24 protein-coding genes and 1 rRNA gene are annotated in these 25,784 nt (G+C 28.6%); 20 read left to right on the plus strand and 5 right to left on the minus strand.

Annotated elements, in window-relative coordinates; all coding sequences use genetic code 11:
* The first annotated feature begins 142 nt into the window (after positions 1 to 142).
* The 6 genes from ACTNBA_RS08300 to ACTNBA_RS08325 all read left to right on the plus strand — a co-directional run bounded on the left by ACTNBA_RS08300 (position 143) and on the right by ACTNBA_RS08325 (position 6,876).
* Complete coding sequence (locus tag ACTNBA_RS08300) at positions 143 to 1,075, plus strand: metal ABC transporter solute-binding protein, Zn/Mn family (RefSeq protein WP_441073367.1); 933 nt, start codon at positions 143 to 145, stop codon at positions 1,073 to 1,075.
* A 146-nt stretch (positions 1,076 to 1,221) separates the two neighbouring features.
* Positions 1,222 to 1,449, plus strand: a complete 228-nt coding sequence (locus ACTNBA_RS08305) for a DUF1450 domain-containing protein (RefSeq protein WP_150844443.1) — start codon at positions 1,222 to 1,224, stop codon at positions 1,447 to 1,449.
* Positions 1,450 to 1,589: 140 nt separating this feature from the next.
* Positions 1,590 to 2,438, plus strand: coding sequence for a DegV family protein (locus tag ACTNBA_RS08310; RefSeq protein ID WP_441073368.1), 849 nt, complete (start codon positions 1,590 to 1,592; stop codon positions 2,436 to 2,438).
* 6 nt (positions 2,439 to 2,444) lie between these two features.
* Positions 2,445 to 2,900, plus strand: coding sequence for a PadR family transcriptional regulator (locus ACTNBA_RS08315; protein WP_441073369.1), 456 nt, complete (start codon positions 2,445 to 2,447; stop codon positions 2,898 to 2,900).
* 191 nt (positions 2,901 to 3,091) lie between these two features.
* Entirely contained in the window at positions 3,092 to 4,843 is a 1,752-nt protein-coding gene (locus ACTNBA_RS08320; protein ID WP_441073370.1) for an ABC transporter ATP-binding protein, read from the plus strand.
* A 2-nt stretch (positions 4,844 to 4,845) separates the two neighbouring features.
* Positions 4,846 to 6,876 (plus strand): ABC transporter ATP-binding protein, encoded by a 2,031-nt coding sequence (locus ACTNBA_RS08325; protein WP_441073371.1) that lies wholly within the window; start codon positions 4,846 to 4,848, stop codon positions 6,874 to 6,876.
* A gap of 108 nt (positions 6,877 to 6,984) precedes the next feature.
* Here the strand turns inward: ACTNBA_RS08325 and ACTNBA_RS08330 are convergent, their stop codons facing one another.
* On the minus strand, positions 6,985 to 7,659 hold the full coding sequence (locus ACTNBA_RS08330; RefSeq protein WP_441073372.1) for a DUF4397 domain-containing protein: 675 nt from the start codon (positions 7,657 to 7,659) through the stop codon (positions 6,985 to 6,987).
* A 150-nt stretch (positions 7,660 to 7,809) separates the two neighbouring features.
* Positions 7,810 to 8,748 carry a magnesium transporter CorA family protein gene (locus tag ACTNBA_RS08335; RefSeq protein ID WP_035135590.1) on the minus strand — a complete coding sequence of 313 codons (939 nt, stop codon included), beginning with the start codon at positions 8,746 to 8,748 and terminating at the stop codon, positions 7,810 to 7,812.
* Positions 8,749 to 8,964: 216 nt separating this feature from the next.
* On the opposite strand from ACTNBA_RS08335, the gene ACTNBA_RS08340 reads away from it, so the two are divergent.
* Together ACTNBA_RS08340 and ACTNBA_RS08345 are read left to right on the plus strand one after the other, a co-directional pair.
* Entirely contained in the window at positions 8,965 to 9,516 is a 552-nt protein-coding gene (locus ACTNBA_RS08340) for a manganese efflux pump MntP (RefSeq protein ID WP_035135592.1), read from the plus strand.
* A 19-nt stretch (positions 9,517 to 9,535) separates the two neighbouring features.
* Complete coding sequence (locus ACTNBA_RS08345) at positions 9,536 to 10,990, plus strand: aminoacyl-histidine dipeptidase (protein ID WP_441073391.1); 1,455 nt, start codon at positions 9,536 to 9,538, stop codon at positions 10,988 to 10,990.
* Between the two features lie 115 nt (positions 10,991 to 11,105).
* On the opposite strand, the gene ACTNBA_RS08350 is transcribed toward ACTNBA_RS08345, so the two are convergent.
* Positions 11,106 to 11,447: a hypothetical protein gene (locus ACTNBA_RS08350; protein WP_441073373.1), complete on the minus strand. Its 342-nt coding sequence runs from the start codon at positions 11,445 to 11,447 to the stop codon at positions 11,106 to 11,108.
* An 88-nt stretch (positions 11,448 to 11,535) separates the two neighbouring features.
* On the opposite strand from ACTNBA_RS08350, the gene ACTNBA_RS08355 reads away from it, so the two are divergent.
* The 7 genes from ACTNBA_RS08355 to ACTNBA_RS08385 all read left to right on the plus strand — a co-directional run bounded on the left by ACTNBA_RS08355 (position 11,536) and on the right by ACTNBA_RS08385 (position 18,346).
* Positions 11,536 to 11,934, plus strand: coding sequence for a DUF6762 family protein (locus ACTNBA_RS08355; RefSeq protein WP_441073374.1), 399 nt, complete (start codon positions 11,536 to 11,538; stop codon positions 11,932 to 11,934).
* Between the two features lie 20 nt (positions 11,935 to 11,954).
* Entirely contained in the window at positions 11,955 to 13,013 is a 1,059-nt protein-coding gene (locus ACTNBA_RS08360; RefSeq protein WP_441073376.1) for an HD-GYP domain-containing protein, read from the plus strand.
* Between the two features lie 261 nt (positions 13,014 to 13,274).
* On the plus strand, positions 13,275 to 14,279 hold the full coding sequence (locus ACTNBA_RS08365; protein ID WP_441073377.1) for a YkvA family protein: 1,005 nt from the start codon (positions 13,275 to 13,277) through the stop codon (positions 14,277 to 14,279).
* Positions 14,280 to 14,304: 25 nt separating this feature from the next.
* Positions 14,305 to 15,216, plus strand: coding sequence for a ribonuclease H family protein (locus tag ACTNBA_RS08370; RefSeq protein WP_441073379.1), 912 nt, complete (start codon positions 14,305 to 14,307; stop codon positions 15,214 to 15,216).
* Positions 15,217 to 15,387: 171 nt separating this feature from the next.
* The gene (locus tag ACTNBA_RS08375; RefSeq protein ID WP_156964390.1) at positions 15,388 to 15,558 is read left to right on the plus strand and encodes a hypothetical protein; all 171 of its coding nucleotides are present in this window, start codon (positions 15,388 to 15,390) and stop codon (positions 15,556 to 15,558) included.
* A 175-nt stretch (positions 15,559 to 15,733) separates the two neighbouring features.
* Positions 15,734 to 17,071: a helix-turn-helix domain-containing protein gene (locus tag ACTNBA_RS08380; RefSeq protein ID WP_441073380.1), complete on the plus strand. Its 1,338-nt coding sequence runs from the start codon at positions 15,734 to 15,736 to the stop codon at positions 17,069 to 17,071.
* 15 nt (positions 17,072 to 17,086) lie between these two features.
* Positions 17,087 to 18,346, plus strand: a complete 1,260-nt coding sequence (locus ACTNBA_RS08385; RefSeq protein WP_346849213.1) for an XRE family transcriptional regulator — start codon at positions 17,087 to 17,089, stop codon at positions 18,344 to 18,346.
* An 81-nt stretch (positions 18,347 to 18,427) separates the two neighbouring features.
* Here ACTNBA_RS08385 and ACTNBA_RS08390 read toward each other — a convergent pair whose 3' ends face one another.
* Together ACTNBA_RS08390 and ACTNBA_RS08395 are read right to left on the minus strand one after the other, a co-directional pair.
* Positions 18,428 to 19,150, minus strand: coding sequence for a type 1 glutamine amidotransferase (locus ACTNBA_RS08390; RefSeq protein ID WP_441073381.1), 723 nt, complete (start codon positions 19,148 to 19,150; stop codon positions 18,428 to 18,430).
* A gap of 15 nt (positions 19,151 to 19,165) precedes the next feature.
* Positions 19,166 to 20,515, minus strand: coding sequence for a MurT ligase domain-containing protein (locus ACTNBA_RS08395; protein ID WP_441073392.1), 1,350 nt, complete (start codon positions 20,513 to 20,515; stop codon positions 19,166 to 19,168).
* Positions 20,516 to 20,901: 386 nt separating this feature from the next.
* Here ACTNBA_RS08395 and pckA point away from each other — a divergent pair, with 386 nt between their 5' ends.
* The 5 genes from pckA to ACTNBA_RS08420 all read left to right on the plus strand — a co-directional run.
* Positions 20,902 to 22,476, plus strand: coding sequence for a phosphoenolpyruvate carboxykinase (ATP) (gene pckA, locus ACTNBA_RS08400; protein WP_441073383.1), 1,575 nt, complete (start codon positions 20,902 to 20,904; stop codon positions 22,474 to 22,476).
* 175 nt (positions 22,477 to 22,651) lie between these two features.
* Positions 22,652 to 23,749 (plus strand): hypothetical protein, encoded by a 1,098-nt coding sequence (locus tag ACTNBA_RS08405; protein ID WP_441073384.1) that lies wholly within the window; start codon positions 22,652 to 22,654, stop codon positions 23,747 to 23,749.
* Positions 23,750 to 24,163: 414 nt separating this feature from the next.
* Positions 24,164 to 24,943, plus strand: coding sequence for a serine hydrolase (locus ACTNBA_RS08410; protein WP_441073386.1), 780 nt, complete (start codon positions 24,164 to 24,166; stop codon positions 24,941 to 24,943).
* 292 nt (positions 24,944 to 25,235) lie between these two features.
* Positions 25,236 to 25,358 (plus strand): hypothetical protein, encoded by a 123-nt coding sequence (locus tag ACTNBA_RS08415; protein WP_441073387.1) that lies wholly within the window; start codon positions 25,236 to 25,238, stop codon positions 25,356 to 25,358.
* A gap of 124 nt (positions 25,359 to 25,482) precedes the next feature.
* A 16S ribosomal RNA gene (locus tag ACTNBA_RS08420) occupies positions 25,483 to 25,784 on the plus strand; the annotation flags it as partial.

Below are 25,784 nucleotides of genomic sequence, written 5' to 3' on the forward strand. Positions count from 1 at the left end.
ACAATATTTAAAAATGTAATATATGCAAATTATTAACACTGACCTAGTACATAATAGTTGTAGGTCAGTGTTGATAATAAAATCGAATATGATATAATTATACTACTTATGAAAATCATTTTCAATTGAAGGAGAGAAAATTATGAAGAAATTAAAGGTTTTAGGAGCATTAACTTTGATAGTAGTTATGTTAACAGCATGTTCTAATAGAGAGTCAAAGAATAATGAAGAAAAGGATAACACAATAAATATTGTTACTTCCTTTTATGGTATGCAGGCTTTAACTGAGGAGATAGGGGGAGATAAGGTTAGCATAGAAAGTGTTATACCAGAAGCTATGGAACCCCATGACTTTGACATTAAAGCTAAGGATATGAAGGCCATAGAAGAAGCTGATATATTTATTTATAATGGAGCTGGCATGGAATCATGGATTGAGGATGTAGAAGCAGCTATAAGTGGAAAAGAACTAATAGTTGTAGAAGCTAGCAAAGATGTGGAACTTATAAATGCTGATGAAGAATCTGAAGAACATGAAGAAGATGAAGGACATAATCATTCAGGAAAGGATCCTCATACTTGGCTTGGGTTAAGTGAAGCAAAGATTCAAGGTGAAAATATTAAAAATGCTTTGGTAGAAAAGGATGCTAAAAATAAAGAGTATTATGAAGAAAACCTTAAAAAGTTTAATGAAAAAATAGATAATATAATTAAGGAATATAATCCAAAGTTTAAAGAACTAGCTAATAAGAATTTTGTTACAGGTCATGCAACTTTTGGTTATTTATGTAGAGATTTTGGTCTTACACAAAAGAGCATAGAGGGAGTTTTTGCAGAAGGAGAACCATCACCAAAGGAATTACAAAATCTTATGGAATATTGTAAAGGGAATAATATAAAAACTATTTTTGTTGAAGAATTAATTAGTACTCAGCTTTCAGATACTTTAGCTAAAGAAGTGGGAGCGCAGACTAAACAAATATATACTCTACATAGTAACGAGGACGGAAAATCTTTTTCTGATGTTTTAAAATACAATGTAGAAACTATATACAGTGCTATGAATAATAAATAATTATATAATGCAAAATAAGGCGTGTACTTTATAGTATACGCCTATAATTTTCCGTGAAAAAAACTTTAATGCAGGTTGTAAATAAAGGACTATAGTATATAATAATTATATAATTTATGAATAAAGGTTGAAAGGATTAAAAAAACATGGGGAAGAAGATTAGTACATGCAAATGTAATGAGGGACAAGAAAAATTAGTAGAGGAATTAAAAAAAGTTATTGGTGATGAGAATAAAATAACAGAAAATATGTGTATAGGTGCGTGTAATTTATGCAGTCACAAATACATTGCCAGGGTAGATGGTGTACTTGTGGAGAATGAGAGTTTAGATGAGATTTTAAATTCTATTAAGGAAGAAGTTCATAGAATTTAATTTTACAAATAAATTATCAATAAAAAATAATTAAATTTAATAAAATTGCATATAATATTATCACTTCTGATATATCACTATTGATAATGTACTCATTACTGATATATAATAATAATAGAACAGATATAGGAGTGATAAATATGGAAAAAATAGCTTTAATTACTGACAGTGCTAGTGACATTACTAAGGATATAGTTGATAAGTATAATGTAAAGGTATTACCTTTTAAAATAATATATAGGGATAAGGAGTATAGTGATGGAGTAGATATTACATCTAAATATGTATATGATACTTTAGAAACTAATGCACCAACCACTTCATTACCATCCATGAGAGATATGGAGGAAATGTATGATGAATTAAAAAAAGAAGGATATACTCACGCAATAGTAGTAACAATTTCTTCAAAACTATCAGGGTTTAATAATGCCATTAAACTAATATCAGAGGATCATCCTGAGATTAAGACCTATGTACATGATTCTAAGTCTATATCTAAGGGTGAAACTATACTTATTGAAGAGTCAGCAGAAATGATTAAACAAGGAAAAAGTTTTGATGAAATAGTATCAGAACTTCCTAAAATAACTGATAGAATAAATATATACTTTGTTATAGGAACCTTAGAATATCTTATAAGAGGGGGAAGAATTGGAAAGGTAGCTGGAACTATAGCTCAATTTTTAAATCTTAAACCAATTGTAAGTGTAGATAAGGAAGGGGAGTATTATACTTATGCAAAGGTTAGAGGAAGAAAACAATCTTTAAATAAAATTTATGATATTGTAGTATCAAAATTAAATGATAAAAAATATGATATTCATATAATGCATGGTGAAGCTGAAGCAGAGGCTATGACATTGCTAGATAAATTTAAAGCTCATAAAAATGCTAACTTCGTAAATTTCGGGGGTTATCTAAGTCCAGTATCAGGTGTTCATTCAGGACCAGGATTCATAGGAGTACTTATCTATGAAAAGGAGTAGGTTGATATGGTGGAGGATGAATTAGGGAGAGATCTAAATGATATAAAAGCTGAAGAAAAGAAACTTTATGAAGAATATAAAAGAAAATTACAAGAGCTTAGAAAGGTAAAAACAGAAAATGAAGCAGTAGGCCAAGTGTTTACTAAAGGATTATTGCCAATATACACATTATATATATTGGTTCAGGGGCCTACTAATGGAAATGATATATCTCATCAAATAGGAAAGCGTACTAATGGATTTTGGATACCTAGTACAGGTGGAATATATCCATTGCTTAAAAAACTGGAGAAACAAGGATTTATTGAAGGTAGTTGGGATGAAGAAAAAAAGTCCCAGAAGATATATAGGATTACAAATAAAGGAACTGAAGAGTTTGAACATAAAAAAGAGTTATTAAAATCAAAGATAGAAGAGGCATTAGAAGTATTTAAGATAATAAAAAAAGATTTATATGATTAAAAGGTTCCATAAGCTTATTAGCTTATGGGACTTTTTAATTAGTAACACAGTGAAGCTATTTCAACATACAAAAGTTTCGTATTTCGAATTAAATATATTGAAATAAAAGGTAATTTCTTGTATTATATATGTAGTAGAAAATTAATTATTTCTAAAATTATAGGGGAGATTTATAATTTAGGGGGGAAAATATGGATAAAATTAAAGAACTATTAAAGTATGCAAAGAAATATAAGAAACGATATTTTATAGGGATATTTTTTCTTATACTAGTAGACTTTTTACAACTTGTTCCACCAAAAATTCTAGGTTTTTTAACAGATAGTTTTGCCTTAGGAAGTGCTAATAAAATTACTTTAGTTAAATCTATAGTATATATATTAGTTATAGCATCTGTTATAGCTATTGGAAGATTTATGTGGAGAATATATGTAAATGGTACTTCACGAAAAATAGAGTACGATATAAGAAGTAAATTTTTTAAGCATCTACAAGGGTTATCTTCTAATTTTTACAATGAAAGAAAAACTGGAGATTTAATGGCTTTAGCAACAAATGACTTGAATGCTGTAAGAATGGCACTAGGTCCCGGCGTTATTATGTTTTTTGATGCAGTAGTGTTGACTATTGCCACTATTGTTATTATGCTAACTATTAATGTACCACTTACCTTGTTATCATTAATCCCACTTCCTTTTGTAGCATTTGTATCTCAGAAATTTGGCAAAAGAATACACAGAAAATTCACAAAAGTACAAAGATGCTTTTCAAAACTTACAGATATAGTTCAAGAAAATTTTTCAGGGATTAGAATAGTTAAATCTTTTGTTCAAGAAGAAAGGGAATATGAAAAGTTCATAGAAGAGAATGATAAAAATTTTCAAGTAAATATGGAATTTATAAGAATTTGGGGAGTATTCTTTCCTTTGATAGAATTTATTTCATCCTTAAGCTTTGCATTACTAATAGTAGTGGGGGGAACTTTTGTAGTTTTGGGAAAAATATCTCTTGGGGACTTTGTGACCTTTAACATGTATCTTGGAAACTTAGTTTGGCCAATGATGGCTATAGGACAAGTAATTAATAATTTACAAAGAGGATTTGCATCCCTTGAAAGAATAGAAGAAGTCTTAAATACAAAACCTGATATAGTAGATTGTTGTACATCATATGTGGATAAATTACAAGGTGATATAGTTATAAAGGATTTAACTTTTAGCTATAATAATACAACAACACCAGCTCTTAAAAATATAAATTTAAGAGTAAAGCAAGGAGAAACTCTTGGGATTGTGGGTAAGACTGGAAGCAGTAAAAGTACTCTTATAAGTTTATTGCTTAAACTCTATAATGTGGAAGACGGAAAGATTTTTATAGGGGATAAAGATATAAATAGAATATCTTTAAATAGTCTTAGAACTAATATTGGGTTTGTATCACAGGATCCTTTTTTATTTTCCACTAGCTTAGCTGAAAATATAGGACTTGCATTTCATGAAGTAGATATTGAAAAAATACATGATGCAACTAAAAAGGCAGATATTTATGATAATATAATAGACTTTCCAAAGAAGTTTGAAACTATAGTGGGAGAAAGAGGAACTACTCTTTCAGGAGGGCAAAAACAAAGATGTTCTATAGCCAGAGCTCTTATTAAAGATCCCGATATCCTAATTTTAGATGATTGTTTATCAGCAGTAGATGCAAAAACTGAGGCTATAATTCTTGAGAATTTAAAAGATGTAATGAAGAAGAAAACTTCTATTATAGTATCTCATAGAATTTCAGCAATTAAAGATGCTCATAATATCATAGTTCTAGAACAAGGAAAAATTGTTCAAGAAGGAACACATGAAGAGCTTAAAAATATGCCAGGAATTTATAAAGATATATATGAAAAACAACAGATTGAGCAAGAAATTATGGAAGAGGAGGAGATATAATTATGGAAAACTTTAATCAGGAAGATGAAGTATTGGATAAGCAATATGACTCCCTTTTGATGAAAAGGCTCTTAAAATTTGCATTGCCATATAAAGGCTTAATGGGAATAGTAGTAATTATAATGTTTTTAGTAGTGTGCTTAGATTTGTCTGTTCCCTTTATAATAAAAAATGTTATAGATAGTAATATTAATCCTTTAAGTGGAAAATATTCTATTATAGAAGAAGCTGAAAATAGTTCAATAGCCATAGGGGATAAATATGTAGTAAGGGGAGAAAGAGATGGAGCAATAAGAGCTTCAATAGTATATGATGAGAATAATGAACCCTATGTTATAGAGGGTGAACCAAGGAAAAACACAGCCTATGAAATATCAGGTGAAAAGTTTTTTCAAGATAACAATGAATTTAAAGCTCATGAAATAACTATAAAAGATATAAAAGTATTAAGAACTAATGATTTAGATTTGATAAAGTGGAGTGCTATTATAATATTGCTAATTTATATAGTAATATTTATACTAAACTATATTCAAATTTATTTGTTACAGTATACTGGTCAAAAGATTGTATATAATATAAGAGCTGCAATATTTAAGCATGTAGAGAGTTTATCATTATCTTTCTTTGATAAGAGTCCAGTGGGAAGATTAGTAACTAGAATTACAAATGATGTAGAAACCTTAAATGAAATGTACACATCTGTGTTAGTATATTTAATCAAAGATTTATTTCTTGTTAGTGGCATTGTAATTGCTATGTTTCTATTAGATATAAAATTAGGAATAGTATCAATTATAACCCTTCCATTAGTAGTTGCTTTAACCTTTATATTTAGAAAATATGATAGAGAAGCTTATAGGAAAGTAAGAACTAGATTATCTAGAATTAACTCTAATTTATCTGAAAATATAAGTGGTATGAAGACTGTGCAGATATTTGGAGTTGAAAGTAAAAAGTATAGTGAATTTGATGAAATTAATACATCATATTCCACAGCTGCAATGGAACAAATTAAAGTATTTGCTATATTTAGACCACTTATGGATATGACTTATCAATTAGCTCTATGCATATTAATTTGGGTTGGTGGTACAGCAGTTCTAAATTTAACAATAGAATTTGGAGTGTTATATGCATTTGTAATATATATACAAAAACTATTTCAACCAATATTTGATTTATCTGAGAAATTTGATATACTTCAGTCTTCTATGGCTTCCTCAGAGCGTATATTTATGTTATTAGATAATGATTCTATAATTAAAAACCCAAAGGAGCCTAAACATATAGGACGTGCCCAAGGAGATATTGAATTTAAAAATGTTTGGTTTGCATACAATGATGAAGACTGGGTATTAAAAGATGTAAGCTTTAGAATTAGAAAAGGTGAAACGGTAGCCTTTGTTGGAGCAACGGGAGCAGGAAAAACCTCAATAATAAGTCTCATAACTAGACTTTATGATATTCAAAAGGGCGAAATTCTGATAGATGGAGTTAGTATTAAAGAAATGTCTAAGGACGAACTTAGAAAAAATGTAGCTACAGTGCTTCAAGATGTATTTCTATTTGCTGGTGATATAAAAGGAAATGTAAGATTAAATAATGAGAATATAACAGATGAAGAGATTGTAAAAGCGTGTAAATATGTAAATGCAAATATATTTATTGAAAAGTTACCAGATAAATACAATGCTGAGGTTAATGAGAGAGGAACAACCTTTTCTCAAGGTGAGAGACAACTGATTGCATTTGCTAGAGCATTAGCTTTTAACCCGCCAATTTTAGTTTTAGATGAAGCTACAGCTAACATAGATACTGAAACAGAAAGTTTAATTCAAGATGCTCTAAATAAATTAACTAAAGGACGAACTACTATAGTAGTAGCACATAGATTGTCAACTATTAAAAATGCAGATAAAATTATTGTAATGCACAGGGGTAGGATACGTGAAATTGGAAGTCATTCAGAACTATTAGAGAAAAAAGGGCTTTATAGCAATTTGTATAAATTACAATATGCAGGACAATAATTAAAGTAGTTAAATAAAAATTAAACGTAAAGGCTAGCTTGTGGGCTAGCATTTACGTTAATGTGTAAAGATTAATTAATAAAGATTTAGAGACTAAAGAAACAAAATTTATATATTTAAATAACTTATTCCATCTAAAGGAATTAACATCTGTGGTGTTGGGAAATTAGTAACTAAACCAATCAAATAGAGCGTATAGTATTTATCTGATTTTAGATTTATATTGGGAACATATAACATATCAATATCTGTATTAGCTAATTTTAATAGCATAGTATATCTACCAATAGGTAGTTCAATATAATTTCTTATGTCCTTAAAGTTTACATTTTTATAAAGTACAGTACCATTAGAAAGAACTACATCTACAGGTGGAATGTTTTCAATAAACTGAGCAATTCTAATTTTAGCTTTACCGTCAGTTGTAGAGGTTAACGGAGTTTCATCCACAGGGTATAAGCTTAACATTCTTCTTTGCATGTAAGCTACAATAGTAGTTACACTTTTGGGTGCTATAAAAATATCAACATCTGCCAAGGGAAAATCAGTATTATTAGCTCTATACACCTTTATGTTATAAGTTCCAGAAGGAAGTTTAATATAGGTTGTAAAATCTCTATACTCAAGATCAGGTATTGTTAGTTTATCATTTACATAAATATCTACATCAGGGGCTCTAGCTGCAATGTGAGCAACCCTAACATAGGCTGACATATTATCTTCAGAATTCATCATGTCATCTACTCTTGTAGGAATATTAAAGGGAACATTAATATATTGCATTATATACCTCATATAAAAATATTATCAAATATAGTATATGAAATATAATTAGGGAATGTTACAAAAGGGGACTCAATATAAAATCTAGTATATAATTATCCATAAATACCTTCATAATTACATACTAGATTTCTATTGGGTTTTTATTATTTAAAACATATCTTTTTTTCTAAGATAGTATGTAACGGCTAAAGTTATTAATCCTACAATTATACACATATACAGAAATCCATCAGAGGCATTGAAAAAAGGTATTCCACCTACATTCATACCTAAAAGACCTGATATTAAAGTTGGAATAGAAATAACTATAGTTACAGATGTTAAGTATTTCATAACTTGGTTTTGATTATTAGAAATTATAGAAGCAAATACATCCATAGTACCAGTGAGGACATCACTATATATACTACACATTTCTATAGCTTGACGATTTTCTATCATAACATCATCTAAAATATCTCTATCCTCATCATATTTTGTAAGGATTTCCTGCTTTAAAAGTTTTTCTAAGGTTAAATCATTAGATTTTAAAGATGTAGAGAAATATACTAAGGATTTTTGAAGAGCAAATAATTGAATTAATTCTCTGTTTTTTAAAGATTTATAAAGGGTTTTTTCAACCAAAAGACTCTTTCTATTTATTTGTCTTAGGTATAATAAATAGTAATTTGATGCTCTATATAATATTTGAAGCATAAATCTGACCTTCTTAAAAGTATAAAATGAAGAGATTTTTTCAATGGTAAAATCTGATAATACAGGACTATTTTTAAGACATACAGTTATAATTACGCTTTCGGTATATATTATTGCTAGTGGATATGTATCGTAAGTTAATGAATTATCGTCCATTTCAGTGAATGGAATATCTATAATTACAAGAGTAGCATTATTCTCAAATTCTATTCTTGAACCTTCTTCTTCATCTAATGCAGCTCTTATAAAATCTTGAGGAATATTAAGTTTTTGTGTAATTAAAAGAACTTCTTCATCGGATGGATTAATCATACTAATCCAAGAGCCATGTTCTATAGAATCGATTTCTGTGAGACGGCCCGAGGTATCACTTTTAAATATTGTAATCAATGTTATCACCTCATATAATAAAACTCATGAATATATTTTAACACTATATTTCTAATTGACAACTGTATATTTAAAAGTAATAATTATTATAGTACAAATAATTTAATTTATAATCATAATTTTGAAAAGTTAGAATTATAATATTAATATTAATGTTGTTATTGAAAATATAAATTTATGATAATATTAAATTATTGTATTTGTAGGAGGTCTTTTATGGCAATAGAAGAATTGCTATTCATAGCCTTAGCAGTTTCATTAGATGCTTTTGGTATTGCAATAGCTATTGGCTTAAATAGAGGGGCTAAGGCAAGACAAAAGTTTTCTTTTGCAATTTCTTTTGGTTTTTTCCAATTTTTGTTTTCTATTTTAGGAGGATTTGGTGGTAAAATATTTACAGAGAATATTGCTTCCGTCCCTGCAGTTATGGGGGGAATAGTTATTGCAATAGTTGGTATACTTATGATAAAGGAAGGTATGATAGAAAAAGAAGAAAGTATTGTCATAACCTTTAAAATGTACTTCATTTTAGGGATATCTGTGAGCATTGATGCAATAGTAATTGGATTTATTGCTTTCTCAAGGATAGAAAGTATGGTAACCTTAACACTCTTTACTGCTATTGTTGGTATGATAACATTTTTTATGAGCATATTAGCATTTATAATAGCAAAGTATCTAAGAAAAATCCATATATTAAGAAAATATGCTGATTATATAGGAGGCATAATTTTGATATTATTTGGATTAAAGATGATTTTCTTTTAAGGAAAGGATGATTAAAATGATAGAAACATTAAAAAACTTAAAAAGCTTTGAGGCAATCAAATTTTTTAAAGAGATGAATGAAATACCAAGAGGTTCAGGAAATGAAAAGGCTGTTAGCGATTGGTTAGTTAAGTTTGCCAAGGACAGAAATTTAGAAGTTATACAAGATGAAGCACTAAATGTTATTATTAAGAAGCCAGCTACTAGTGGTTATGAAAATGCTCCAACAGTGATTTTACAAGGGCATATGGATATGGTTTGTGAAAAAAATCAAGGAACTGAACATGACTTTGAAAAAGATCCAATAGAATTTATTATAGACGGCGATTTTATAAAGGCTAATGGAACTACATTAGGAGCGGATAATGGTATTGCAGTAGCTTATGCTCTTGCAATTCTTGATAATAAAACAACAGCTCACCCTCCTATAGAAGTATTGATTACTACTGAAGAAGAAACAGGAATGGGTGGAGCAACAAATTTAAATCCAGAACACTTAAATGGAAGAATATTAATAAATATAGACTCTGAAGAAGAAGGAGTACTATTAGTAAGTTGTGCAGGAGGAGTTAGACTTAAATTCTCTGTGCCAACAAATTATGAGAATATAGAAGGAAACTACAGTTCATTAGCTATTAAAATAAGAGGACTTAAAGGCGGACACTCTGGTATGGAAATTAAGAAAGAAAGAGGAAATGCCAATAAAATGATGGGTAGATTCTTAATGGATCTTAATTCAGTTGTAGACTTCAAACTAGCATCTTTAAATGGAGGAGCTAAAATGAATGCTATTCCAAGAGAAGCAGATGCTATTATAGCTGTAAGACCAGAAGATATAGTTAAAGTAGAAGGAAAAATAAAAGAATGGTCATCTATATTTATAAATGAATTACAAGGTATAGATGATGATTTGAAATTAACCTATGAAGTTACTAAGTCTGTAGATAAAGTATTCTGCGATGATACTAGACAGAAAGTTCTAAGAACATTATTCTTATTACCAAATGGAGTTCAAACTATGAGTATGGCAATACCAGGGTTAGTACAGAGTTCTACCAATGTAGGTGTGGTAACTACTACTAGTGAAGCTGTAGAATTTGACAATGCAGTTAGAAGCTCAGTAGCTTCTTTAAAAAAATCAATTGTAGATCGAATGACAGTACTTGCAGAAATAATGAATTGTGTTATAGAACTTGAATCAGATTATCCTGAGTGGCAGTATAATCCGGAATCTAAAATTAGAACTGTATTTGAACAAGTTTACGAAAATAAATTTGGTAATAAAGCAGAGATATCTGCAATTCATGCAGGACTTGAATGTGGATTAATTGGAGATAAATTTAATGGGAATATAGATCAGATTTCCTTTGGGCCAAATATTTTTGATGTTCACACACCAGATGAGCATGTAAGTATTTCTTCACTAGATAGAATGTATGATTACTTATTAAGTGTATTAGCAGAAATAAGATAGGAAGAACAAATGCTCCCCTTAAGGTAACGATAAATATTATCTTAAGGGGAGTTGTTTATTGTTGTATATTTATGGTTACTAAGGTATACTAAAATAGTTGTGTTTATGGGAAAAATCAATTGTTATTAGGAGAAATTTCAGATAGTTTCCATTTGCCAGACTTATGTTTTACCAAGTGAAGATTATAAGTCGTGGTTTTATATGGGCTTTTTCCTTCTATACCATTTACTTCCGCAATACATATATTACCATCTGAAAACTTAATGTTAAAGTCTTCTAGGGAATATAATTTATATTTATTAAAAATACCAGAAGTGGAATATTTTTTTATAGCATAATCTAAATTTTTACATTTAAAATTAGTGTAACTAAAAATAATTATATAAGTAGTAATTATAATTATTAAAGATATGAAGGAAAGAGTTTTGAATTTTTTAAGATTTTTTATAAGATTCATAATTCACACTCCTTTAAGGATATAATCAATTATAGCATTTAAAGTAATTTATGTAAATGAATTACAAAGATATTAGGAGGGTATAATAATGGATTTTTCTGCTATTGTATTAATGGAAAAGGATAAAGAGACGAAATTTTTTACAAGAGAGCTTGGAAGCTATGAGGTTAATGAAGGTGCAGAATATATTACTAAACTATTTTATGATGGTGAAAAGGTAAATTTATATTTTGATACTAACAAAGATGTCGAGGAGTGGGAGTTTTCAGCAATATACGATTTATTCGATGATGAAAGTTTCAAAGATATAGTAGACTCTATAGAAATTTATGATGAGGAGTTTAATCCTACGTGGATTGTTACTTTTGATTACGATGAAGATCATAATGTGCTAAATAATAGATTAAACAATGTATGTACAAGAATTAAGGAAGCTTTAGAAAAAGTTTTTATTGATATAGAAGGAAAATGTGAGGAATATCAATAGTACATAATTGGGGGAGAATCATGAGATTAGAACATATATGTAGAGTTAATGAATCAGATATACTTGGTAAACATGTATATGGTGATGATGGAAGAATATTGTTAAAAGCTGGTATGAGTCTTAGCAGTGTATACATAAAAAGACTTGAAGAGTTAGGAGTATATTATGTTTATCTTGAGGATGAACGATTAGAAGATGTAGACATAGTAGATGAAAAACTAATAGTACTAAAACAAGCCACTATGAAAAGCTTAAAGAATATATCAAGGGGTATAGGAAGTATAGTTGGTTCATGTGGAGATGAATATTTAGAAAATATGGATCAGTTGTTGAATTATATAATGGAAATTGAAGATGTGAATAAATGTTTAAATGATGTAAAAACTCATGATAACTACACATTTTTGCATAGTATAAACACTGGAATTATGTCAGTATTTTTAGGCATGAGCCTTGGAATGAAAAAGTGGGCAGTACGAGAATTAGGTATATGTGGAATGTTACATGATGTAGGAAAAATAAAAGTGCCTGCAGGTATAATTAATAAAAATGGGAAGCTTTCTGATGAGGAGTTTGAAGTCATGAAGAAACACCCAATTTATGGTGGGGAAATATTGAGTAAAAATTATAAAATTCCAGCTAGTGCAATTGAAGGAGTAGAGCAGCATCATGAAAAAATTAATGGAAAAGGATATCCTTATGGATTGCAAGGGGATCAAATTTCAAGATTTGGTAAGATCGTAGGAATATGCGATGTATATGATGCGGTAACTAGTGATAGAAGCTATAGAAAAAAATTTGAGCCTAATCAAGCTTATGAGCTTATACTTTCTGGATCAGGAAGTCAGTTTGATGAAAAATTAGTGCGCACATTTAAAGAAACATTTTCAGTATATCCATTAGGGTGTTGTGTTAAACTTTCTAATGGAGTAGAAGGATATGTTATAAGTCAGAACAAAGGGTTCCCCGATAGGCCTATAATAAGAGTACTATATGATCATGAAACTAGAAAACCAGTAAAATTTTATGAAATTAATTTGTTGGAAAAAATTAATTTAATTATCCAATGTGTAATTTAATAAATATATGGATTGAGGGATGTACTGTTTTTAATTATGCTGTATAATTGAGGTATGTCCTTTTGGTTTTGATATAGAAATTTGGCGTATATATATTTTACCCGATGACTACCAGCTCTAATACTTTCATCTTCTTCAAAGTGGGGGTAAGGAGTTGCTACGTCCTTGGATAAGGATGTCTATTCAGGGGGGTAAAAACCCCATCTGAAACAAAGAACTCTGTTTCTATTATGATTAAAGTACAATTGGAGGTAAAATAAAATGAAGATATCTAATATAAAGATTTCAATAACAGAAAAAGATTTATACAGTATTGTTGTAGATGTATTAAGAGACTATGTACACGTTGAAGGACTTAAAATTGACAAAATATTAGTAGATAAAAATATTAATGTAGTTGGAAGTTATAAGCATAAAGTATCTATTCCTTTTTCTGTTGATATATCTATAAACAAAGTTGAGAATAATAAACTATATTTAAGTATAGATAAAATTAATGTAAAAAGTCTTAAAATATTTAAAGGCATTGTAAATGTGGCATTAAAAGTAATTAGCTCAAAAGTAGCTAATTTTGGCATAGAGTTTACTGATGATATGATAATTATAGATTTATATAAGTTGTGTAAAGTTATACCAATGGTTGATTTTAAATTAGAAGATTTATCTATAATCCCATATGGTCTTGAAGCAGAGGTTAGTAATTTTAATTTTAAAAATGAAAATGATAAATCTAATGATAAAAATGAAGAAAAAAAAGAAGAAGAAGTGCCAATTTCCAGTGTAGAATCTAATAAAAAAAATTTAGATAATCATAAAGAGTATACTTATAGAAGGTTTAGAAAAGAATTTAAAGAAAGATTTTCTGCAAAATATGAAAAGATGTATCCCTATGTAGTGATGATACCAGATATAATTGCTTTGTTTATGAGGTTATATAAGGACAAAAGAGTAGCAAAAGAGGTAAAGTTTAATATATCTATTGCTTTAGGATATCTTTTGTTTCCTTTAGATATATTACCAGATACATTACCTATTATAGGTAAGATTGATGATTTAGCAGTTACATTTTTTATACTTCAAAAGGTGCTTTGTGATATTCCAGAAGAAATAATTCTTGATAATTGGGAAGGTCAGAGCAATATTATAGAGGTTTCTAGAGAAGCTATGACTTTACTAAATGACAAGTTTGGAGCAAAAGAAATAAGAAAAATGGTAGATGTAGTAAGAATATCTATAAAAAAGTCTATAGTATTTTTTACTAAATAAATCTACGTTTAAGGTAGGGGTTATTATGGCAACTAAATATTATGCGATAAAAAAAGGAAGAGATTTTAATAATAATGTAGACGTTAATAATATTATTGTTAAAAGTTGGAGTGAGTGTCTTTCCTATGTAAAAGGAGCGAAAGGTGCTATATATAAGAGTTTTTTAACAGAAAAAGAGGCAAAAGATTATTTAGATAATAGTTCAGAATTAAAGAAAGGTGTGGACAACTATCCTTTAGATGTGCCTCATATATATGTTGATGGAAGCTATAACATATCTACAGAAGAGTTTGGATATGGGGTACTTGTAGTTGAAAAGGATATAATTACATATGTCAGCTATGGTGGAGGCAAGAATAATCAGTGCAATCAAAGGCAAGTAAATGGAGAGCTGAAGGCTGCTATAAATGGTGTAAAATATGCATTAGATAATAACTATAGAGAAATAGTATTATTTTATGATTATGCTGGAGTCTGTCAACATGCAACAGGCGCATGGGAGAGAAATACAGTTTTATCAAAGGAATACTATGAAGTTATTAACAAGTTAAAAAAAGAAGGTAATATAAACATTATATTTGTTAAGGTAGATAGTCATACTAATGATTTATATAATGATATTGCAGATGAGTTGGCAAAAAGTGGTGCTGGGGTAGAATTTGATTCTGTAGTAGATAAAGCTGTTGAAAATAATACTTTAAGGGTTGCTACTAGTGACGTTAAAAATAAACTTTCTAAAATTATTAAGAAAAATATTAGTAACGTTATGTCTCTAGATGTTCATAGTACTATAGGAATTGAAGATAAATATCACATTACCAGAATAATAGAACACTTAAATAGTATAGATATAAATGAGAGAGAAAAATATTTAAAATGTGTACCTATAGAGGTTAAGGATAAAATTATATTAGAATTAATTCAAAACTTAAAATAAATTAATTATAGGCATATAAATTAGAAATATGTGCATCCTATAAACATACTTAAGATCTGCTAATTATGAATAAGTAAATATTATTGTAACCTAAAATATCTATTTATTTATATGGAAAATTCTATGGAATTTTAGGTGGATAAGTATACAATGAGAAGGGATGTGTATTTTATGAAAATGTTATTAAAGATTATGGTGTTGATAGCAAGTTTAGCCTTAGCTGTTAATTACGTAATGCCTTCAATGGATGGAAGAACTAAAAGAAAATTAAGGAAAAAGGCTAAGAGATTTCAACATAGAGCTGAAGATATGTTTAATAAAGCAATGGTTCCTTTAAGATAGCTAGAGCAGATTTTCTGCTCTAGCTATCTTTATTTTAAATAAAGTTTAATATAATACAATAAAACTGATTAAATTAACTCACATTTAATAAAAAATTAAGACATTTATTTTTGTGTATTTTGTTTGTTTATGGTACAATATAGGGGTATAATTATCTGAAGTAATTAGGAAGCATTTGCTAAGAGAAGAGGATGAATTTATGGAAATTTTATCTTTAGGAGAAAAAATAAAAAAAAGGAGAAAGGAGCTTGATTTAACTCTAAAAAATCTGGCTGGAGATAGAATAACTGCTGGTCAAATAAGTTTAATTGAATCAGGTAAATCTAATCCTAGCATGGACTTGTTAGAATATTTAGCAGGTGCATTAAAAGTTTCGGTAGAACACCTTATGGAGACTGAAGAAACGCAAGCAGGCAAGATTTGTATATACTATCAAAATATCGCGGAATCTAATATATTAAATAATAATTTGGAGATAGCTTGGAAGGCATTAGAAGATTCATTTTTATATATTGAAAAATATGGTCTTGAATTAAATATGGCAACTAATTTGTATTTAAAAGCCTTAATACATGAAAAGAAAAAAGAATATGATGAAGCTCAGGAGTTACTACTTTCAGCTAATAATATATATATTAAATATAATTGTAGTGACGAAATTATTAAAGTATTTATGCTTCTAGGCAAAATTACTCTTGAACTTGATGCATATCATTCTGCATATAGCTATTTTCAACAAGCAGAGAAGGTGTTTGAAGAAAGTGATGTATATAATGAAGTTGCTATGGGTAAGGTTTATTATTACATAAGCAAAACTCTTAATAAAATGGGAATTGATAAAGAAGCAATAGAGTATATGAAATATGCTGAAGAAAAACTTTTAAAACTAAAGGATTCGAGAAACTATGGAGAATCATTTATGAAGATTGGACAAGTAAGGTTTAAAGAGGGTAACTTAAACCAGGCTATTGCATACACTGAAAAAAGTTTGAATCTCTTTAGAACTAGACAACAAAGTATTTTAATTACAGATTTAATGTCAGGGTTAGGAGAAATGTTTTCAGAATATGGATATGTAGACAGGTCCTTTGAATATCTTTTAGATGCTAAAGCTATTAAAGAAAGGCTTTCTGAGGAATCTACTGTTAATACTTTAATGTTGATTTGTAATAACTATATAAAATTAAAAGATGAAATAAATGCAAAAAAGGTACTAGAACAGATAGTATCCAATATGCAAAATTTAAGTGTAACAGATTGTACTTTAATGTACAAGTACCATATTCTTAAATATAAAATTGAGTTACTAGAGAAGAAGTATGAAGAAGCAGAAAGAACTTTAATAGATGCTTTAAACTATACAGAAAAAATGAATTATCATAAGGAAAGTGCTGAAATTGCTATTGCCTTAGGAAAATTCTACATGGACTTAGGAAGAGAAGAAGAAGCTGGAAAATATTTAGATGAAGGGGTTAAGATTCTTGAAGAAACAAAATGCTTAACGGATTTTTAAAAATGGGGGATAACTATGGAAATATTATCGGCTGGAGAAAAAATAAAGAGGACCAGAATATATAAAGGTCTAACTTTAAAAGATATATGTGAAGATAAAATTTCCGTTTCTAAAATGAGTTGTATAGAAAACAATAAGGTTGATCCAGAAGATTGGATTCTAGAAATTATTGTAGATAAGCTTGGATTAGATATGGAGTATTTAAAACATGGTGTAAGAGAACAGATAGAAGCAAATATTGAAAAATTTAATTCTATGACGCCATTAATTTCTTTAGAAGATGTACTATACAATGTAGATTATGCAGAAAAGTATCACTATTATGATTTGAGTTGTAAACTATTTCAAATACTATTTGAATACTATTTGAATCACGGTATGTCAGCGGAATTAAGTACTACTATACCTAGATATTATAATTCTTGTCAAAAGTCTAAAGATGAAATTTTACATATTAATTATTATATGTATATAGCAAAATATTTATATACTAATGGTGAATGTTCTCAAGCAGGTAGTTATATATCAACAGTAAGGAAGAAACTTATTGAATTAGATAAAAAAGACTCAGTAGAATATATAAAGGCAACTTATAATCAAGTAGTAATCTATATAATGTGTAATAATATAATTAAAGCAAAAAAAGTTAGTGAAGATTTAAAGGAAATACTTTCATTTAATAAAAATGAGTATGTAAATGCAGAAATATATAAAGTACTAGCTATTATAGAAATTTATTTAGGTGGCGATGAAGTTAAATACTATGAAGAGCAAGCTTTAAAAAGATATGATAACTTGCTAGATAAAAAAGCAAGAGCGTATTATGATCTTGCAAAAGCTATGTTTGAAAATGGAATTAAAGACGAGGCTTTAGACTATGTAGAAAGAGCATTGAGTGAATATCCAAGAAGTGATAAAGAGCAGTTATGTGAATTTTTAATTGATGGGGTTAAAAGTTTGATAGAGTATGGTTACTACGATTTAGTGTTAAACTATATAGAAGAAGTCCTAGATTTATCTATTGAACTAGAGCTTGTTCCAATAATGGAAAAAGCATACTACTATAAAGCCATGATATTCGAAAGGAAGAAGAATTATATAATGGCTGAAACGTATATGATGCTTTCTTTAGATGCTCTGATGAAATATGGAACTAAGAGTGAAATATGTAAAAGGTATATGAAGATAGGTACCATGTATCATGATATGGGAAATGTTAATGATTCAATAAAATATTTTAGTTTGGCCTTTAAGATGGATAAAAGTTTTTATTAGCTAGTAATTTTATTTATCAGGATTTAATATGAAAATAGGTTGTTGCAAAATGATTTTTAATCACTTTGCAACAACCTATTTTTATTTTATAAATCTTTTTATAATATGATCTTTAGCTTTGATTTCGAAGGAATCATTTAGAGGGGAAAGTTCAACTTCATCATACTTATTTTTTATGGCTAAAGATAAAAGTCTATCTGTAAGCTCGGGATTTTTAGATAGTAGGCTTCCATGAAAATAAGTGCAGAAAGTATTTTTATAAACACAACCTTCTTTTTTATCTTCACCATTGTTACCGAATCCGTATTTCACTATACCAAGAGGATTTAAATCACCAATGTAAGTTTTACCTGAATGATTTTCAAATCCTACGTAGGTTTCATTAAAGAATTCATTATATATAATTGAATTGCCTATTAATCTTTCATTAGAAGCTTTGGTATAAATATCTAATACACCCAATCCTTCTAAAACCTCACCTGTAGAAGTTTCGTAGGTTTTTCCTAAAAGTTGATATCCTCCACATATGCATATAAATACTTTTCCAGATTCTATATAATCGGTAATCCCTTGTTTCTTAGTTTCTACTAAGTCTTTAGAAACTATGGACTGTTCATAATCTTGACCACCTCCGAAGAACACTATATCAAAATCTTCAGGGTTAAATTCATCACCTATTGATACGTTTTTTATTATAACATTTATTCCTCTTTTCTCAGCCCTATGTTTAAGAATTAGAATATTTCCAATATCACCATAAACATTCAACAAATCAGGATATAAATGACATATATTAATTTCCATAAACTCACCTTAACCTTACCAAATTTTATTTATATAGCCTTTACTGTGCAATAACTTTCTAAGATGTAACATAGCAGTATATGTAACAAGTACATATGTGGTTTCTGCTTCAGCACTTATTATATTATTTATAAGCTCATCATCGGACTCGCAGATTTTAAAGTTTTCTTCTTTAAGATTAGCAATCTTTAGTCTTACAGCCATATCATAAAGACGTATACCAGAGATTATAATATCATTTATTTCTAGTGAATTTAATTTTTCAAAATCTACATCCCATATCCATGAAACATCTGTACCATCGGCATAATTATCATTTAACATCAATGCTAAATTTATAGGTTTATTATTAAGAAGCAAAGTGTTTATAGCTTGGTTATAACCAGCAGGATTTTTTACAAGAATTATTTTTACTTCTTTTCCATTTATATTTAGACTCTCTTGCCTTCCAAAAGTGCTCTTTTGATTTTGTAAAGATGCTTTAATTGAAGTTGATTCTATACCTAATTCTAGTGTTACAGATAATGCGCAAATAGCATTATATATGTTATATTCTCCAGATTGATTTATAAAGTAACTTTCTTCATTAACAACAACTTCTGAGCCTTTGGTAGTTAAAGCTGTTATTTCATCAATATGATATTTAAGTTCAGGTCTTTCATAACCACAATTTGCACAAAAGTATTTTCCTAGATGGTTGTAAGTAATAAATTCGTAACTATAAGGAGTCTTACAGAATTTACAGAACTTGCTGTCTGCATTTACATTTAAAACTGTATTTTCTTTAATAGGAACATTAAAGCCATAATAAACTATAGGATTGTTGGCATCAATTTTACCTAGTAGAGATTCATCACCATTTAGAACAAGTAGAGATTGAGGAGATTTATGTATTCCTTCTAAAATTTTATTATAAGTAGTATGTACCTCTCCATATCTATCTAACTGATCCCTAAATAGATTAGTTACAGTAATTATTTCAGGCTTTATATATTCTGTTATGAATTTAAGGTAAGCCTCATCTACTTCGATAACTGCGTACATATCTTTATTCTTATTAGAAAATTTGAAATTAGAAATGAAAGACGCAACTATTCCAGTATTCATATTAGCTCCAGTATTATTTGTTATAGCATTTTTACCGGCTTTATTAAGAATATTATAAATCATGCTAGTGGTTGTAGTTTTACCGTTAGTACCTGTGATTAAAATTACTTTATAACCTTTAGCAACTGTTGACAATATACTTCTGTCTAAGGCTAAAGCGACTTTGCCAGGAAAGTTTGAACCTCCTTTGAATAATTTGGTACTTAGTTTTAATATAATTTTTGAAGTGACTATAGCTATAAATGAATTTATCTTAATTTTTCACACATCCTTTAAATATTTCTCAGAGTTATTTTAATTAATTAATTTAAGTATTTATAAGTATATCAATTTTATATTATAACATATATCTACATTAATGACATCATTCTAAATTGAAAATGAAAGGATGATTTAAAATATTAATTTAGATTTAAAAAAATTTAAAAGTTAGCAAAATTCGATAAAAGTGATGTACTATATACCATTACAAAATTTAAAATGCAGTATAATGAAGTTCGACTTGCAATAATTCTGAATAAAATATGATTTAATAAAGAAAAATAAAATATTTGTTGCATTTTTATAAAAAAGTAGTATTATAATATTAGGAAATTAAAAAAATGTGTTACATTAATTCCTAGAAGATATTTGGGGGTAGTAAAATGGATTTTAACTTAAATAATTTAAAAATTAATACTAATAAGGAAGTTTATAAAAATTTAAGCTATGCTGAGTTAGTTTCTCATGCTATTAAAAATGAAGAAGGAATTCTTGCTAATAGTGGAGCTTTTGTTGTAAAAACAGGAAAGTATACAGGAAGATCTCCTAAAGATAGATTTATCGTAAGACAAGAAAGTGTAAATGATTTAATTAACTGGGGAGAGGTTAACTTACCCATAGAAGAAGAAATTTTCAATAATTTATATTCACAAGTTATAGATTATTTATCTGATAAGAATTTATATGTATTTGATGGTTATGTTGGAGCAATGAAAGAGTATAGCATGAATATAAGAGTTGTCAATGAATTGGCATCACAAGCTCTAATGTCTAATCAATTATTTAGAAGATATGAAAAAGAACAATTAGAAAGTTTTAAACCTGAGTTTAATGTAATTGTAGCACCAGGTTTTAAAGCTAAAGGAAAAGAGGATGGAGTAAACTCTGAAGCCTTTATAATAATTAATTTTGAAAAGAAGATTGTTTTAATTGGTGGAAGCCAATATTCTGGAGAGATTAAGAAATCAATATTCTCTATAATGAACTTCTTATTACCTAAAAAGGGTGTATTCCCTATGCACTGTTCAGCTAATATCGGAGAAGATGGCGATACCGCTGTATTCTTTGGACTTTCTGGAACTGGAAAGACGACTTTATCTGCAGATCCAGATAGAAAATTAATTGGTGATGATGAACATGGTTGGTGTAATGAAGGAGTATTTAACTTTGAGGGTGGATGCTATGCAAAAACTATCAAGTTAGATAAAGAAAAGGAAAGAGAAATTTATAACGCTTTAAAATTTGGAGCATTGCTAGAAAATGTAGTTTTAGATGAGAATAATAGGCCAATGTTTGATGATGATTCATTAACTGAAAATACAAGAGGAGCATATCCTATAGATTTTATCGAAAATGTTGAAATAAGTGGAGTTGGTGGAAATCCTAATACAGTAGTATTCTTAACTGCAGATGCTTTTGGTGTAATACCACCAATATCTAAATTATCTAAAGAAGCTGCTATGTATCACTTTATGTCTGGATATACTAGTAAGCTAGCTGGTACAGAAAGAGGAATAACTAAACCAAAAGCTACATTCTCCGCTTGTTTTGGTGAACCTTTTATGCTTATGAAACCAGAAGTATATGCTAAACTATTAGGAGAAAGAATTATAAAAAATAATACAGAAGTATATCTTGTTAATACTGGATGGTCTGGTGGAGAATATGGTGTAGGTAAAAGAATGAATTTATCTTATACTAGAGCTATGGTTAAGGCTGCTATAGAAGGCAATTTAAGAAATGCTGAATTCGAAAAGGATGAAAACTTTAATGTTCTTATACCTAAAGAGGTTCCAAATGTACCATCTGAAATATTAAAACCTAAAAATACTTGGGAAGATAAAAAAGAGTATGATAAGAAAGTGTACGAGCTTGTTAAACAGTTCCGTGAAAACTTTAAAAAATTTGATAGCGTAAGTGAAGATATATTGAAGGCAGCACCTGGATGTAATAAATAATAATTACAAAGAAAAGAAACTCAGATTAAAATGAGTTTCTTTTCTTTATATAGAGATAGAATAATTTAAAGAACGAAAATTTGTCATGAAGTATAGAAAACTTTTATTTTATTGGAAAAAAGTTTATAATAAAATATAAATATAACAATATGCAGATGTAAAGGGGAGTAATGGGTTGAAAGCTAGAAAAAGAAAAAATATAGGATTAGGTGTTTTGGTTATAATATTAAGTGTTGTAGGATTTTGGATGTTTAGTCAAAGAGACAAAGAACATGATTATACTGCTAAAGTAGAAAAATGGGATAATTTATATTCAGGAAATAATATAAAGTTTTATTACATTGATAGTTCTGTAGCGGAAATAGCTACCCTAAAAAGTAAATATAAAGTAGAGACTTTAGTTAGTGAAAATACTAGTGAAATTATGAAATGTGTAGATATAAACAAATGGTTAGATGAAAAAGGGGAAATAACCCTTTCCGATATGGATACTAACAAAGATGGAGAAGAGCTTTTAAAAATTCTAATGTCGGGTAAAAAGGTTTCACAAAAGGATTATAATATGGTGCTTCAAGAATTGTTGGCTTCAATAGGTATAAAGGTTAGAGTTGGAGAATATAGGTTAAATGGAAACTACTCTGTATTAGAAGTATGGGATTCTAATTTTAATAAGTGGATAATGTTTGATGTGGTTACAGGTGGATATTTTAAAGAGGGTGATGAACCTTTAAGTGCCATTGAGGTTCTAAAGAAAGATTTATCGCAGCTTAAGGTTAGCAGTGATGAAGATGGAGTTTTAAATAAAAAGTCTATAAAGCTATTAAATAACCATCTAGGTACTTACAGTATAAGAATTGATAACAGTAAATATGAGGGATCTATAATAAACTCATATATAACATATGTAAAAGATGTTATGGATGCTCAATTAGAAACTTCTAAAGGTTATATTCCACCAACTATATTTGTAGATAATGATTCTTTATTTAACATTAATCCTTATGAAGAAAAAGAGAACAATGAGTTAGATAAAATTCCTACTATTATATTTGCGAAAACTAATGTAAAGGAAGATGATGATAACTATATAAAATTTACATTAGGAGCATTTATGAATAGTTTAATGGTTGAGGAGTTTTATGTTAGAGTAAATAATGGAGATTTTATTAAGGTTGACACCTATTATAATTTATCTATAGAAAAAGGTGTTACAACTATAGAAATTTCATTAGACGGTACTAATCCCTTACGACAGGTGGTTATAAAGAAATAGAAGAAAGGGGAAAAGAGAAAACTAGGGACGTAGATTACATTACCTTTCCGCAAGCTTTGTGTGCAGGAATATAATTGTTGATTTTTACAATTTTGAGGTAATAGTTACTTAACTTATATATAATATAAAAATAAAATAAATAAGTTAAGTATTTGTAAATATAAGACGTTTAAATGAATAATATAGGGATTATATAAATGTGTAATAAGCATTTATATATTACAATTAGAATACTACACCATAAAAGTGCTGTATATTAACTCATTTGGTATGAATAATAAAGTGATATAATCTAAAAAGTATATCACTTTATTGATTTTTTACAATAGTCAGAAATTTGACATAATATATAAAGAAAATTATAATATAGCTAGTTATAAATTGATATTACCATTTGGCATGTGGAGGGTATGTATGAAAGAAATCAAACGTTATTTAGAGACAAGAGAAGGGGAATATAGTTTTTATTTTGCAGATTTAAAAAGCGATTATACTTATGGGTTTAATGAAGATCTTAAAATGGTAGCTGCTGGTTGTATTAAACTTCCTATTGCTATGGCAGTAATGAAAGAAGTGGAATCTACTAATATATTTTTAGATCAATTAGTAACAATAACAAATGATGATAAGGTTTCGGGATCTTTTGGTATTATACATGAATTAGAAGGTAGACAATATAGTATTAAAGAGTTAATAGTTGCAATGCTTATTCAAAGTGATAATACAGCAGCGTGTAAACTTATAAACACTATAGGCAAAGATAGGATAAATAGTATCATTCATGATATGGGGTTAACATCTACATTTATAAAAAAATATCCATCTGGTGAAAAAGAAGACTTTGATAATGAAAATATAACTACAAGCTATGATCTATGTAAAGGTTTAGCACTATTAAGCAAGGGGAAAGTGTTAAATGGAGAACATAGTAAATTTATTTTAGAAGTTATTAGGAGAAATCAATTAACCACAGGGATATCATTTTATTGGCCTAAAGATTTTAAAGTTAAAACGGCACATAAAGCAGGAAGTTTAGAAGGAATAGAAAATGATATTGTGTTATTAAATTTGGAAAAAGGTGATTTTGTATTTGTTGTTATGTCAAGAAATTTACCTTCTAATGTTTATGGAGTTAGTTCTTTAGCAAGAGTTGGGAAGATGATGTTTGATATTATTGATAAGGATTGGAATTAATATAATATCTCTAAGTTAAAGAGCGTGGATTTTGTCCACGCTCTTTAACTTGATATTAAATTATTAAAATTTCGCAATGTAATTTTAAAGAAAAAGGCAAAGTTTAGTTTGATTTTTAAACTTATAATCATTAGAAATCAAGGAACACTGAAATCACTGGTAACAATATTGCCTGGTGTATCAGTAATAGAATTATATAGCTATTATAAGGAAATAAAAGAAATATGTATTTCTTTTAACATAATGCGGTTATTATAAAAAAACAAGCTATCATATCATGATAAGATAAGTCTTGTCGCTGAGAGATGCGGCAGAAAACAACAAGAAATTAAGAGAAAAACTTCTTAAAAAAATGTTGACAGATAAGAGATTATCTAGTAGAATAGTAAGAGTCGTCGGAAGTAATCGATGGTAATGAAAACCAAATGGTCTTTGAAAATTAAACAGAGAAAAAGGTAAAACCAGTTAATTCCGATAGAGAAATCTATCAAATAAATGACTTAACAAGTCAGCGAAAAAAGAGCATAGCTCAAACTTTTTAAATTGAGAGTTTGATCCTGGCTCAGGACGAACGCTGGCGGCGTGCCTAACACATGCAAGTCGAGCGATGAAACCCTTCGGGGTGAATTAGCGGCGGACGGGTGAGTAACACGTGGGTAACCTGCCTTATAGAGGGGGATAGCCTTCCGAAAGGAAGATTAATACCGCATGAAATGTTTTTATCGCATGGTAGAAACATCAAAGGAGTAATCCGCTATAAGATGGACCCGCGGCGCATTAGCTAGTTGGTGAGGTAACGGCCCACCAAGGCGACGATGCGTAGCCGACCTGAGAGGGTGAT

Source organism: Clostridium sulfidigenes, from assembly GCF_052067195.1.
Classification (GTDB): domain Bacteria; phylum Bacillota; class Clostridia; order Clostridiales; family Clostridiaceae; genus Clostridium_J; species Clostridium_J sulfidigenes.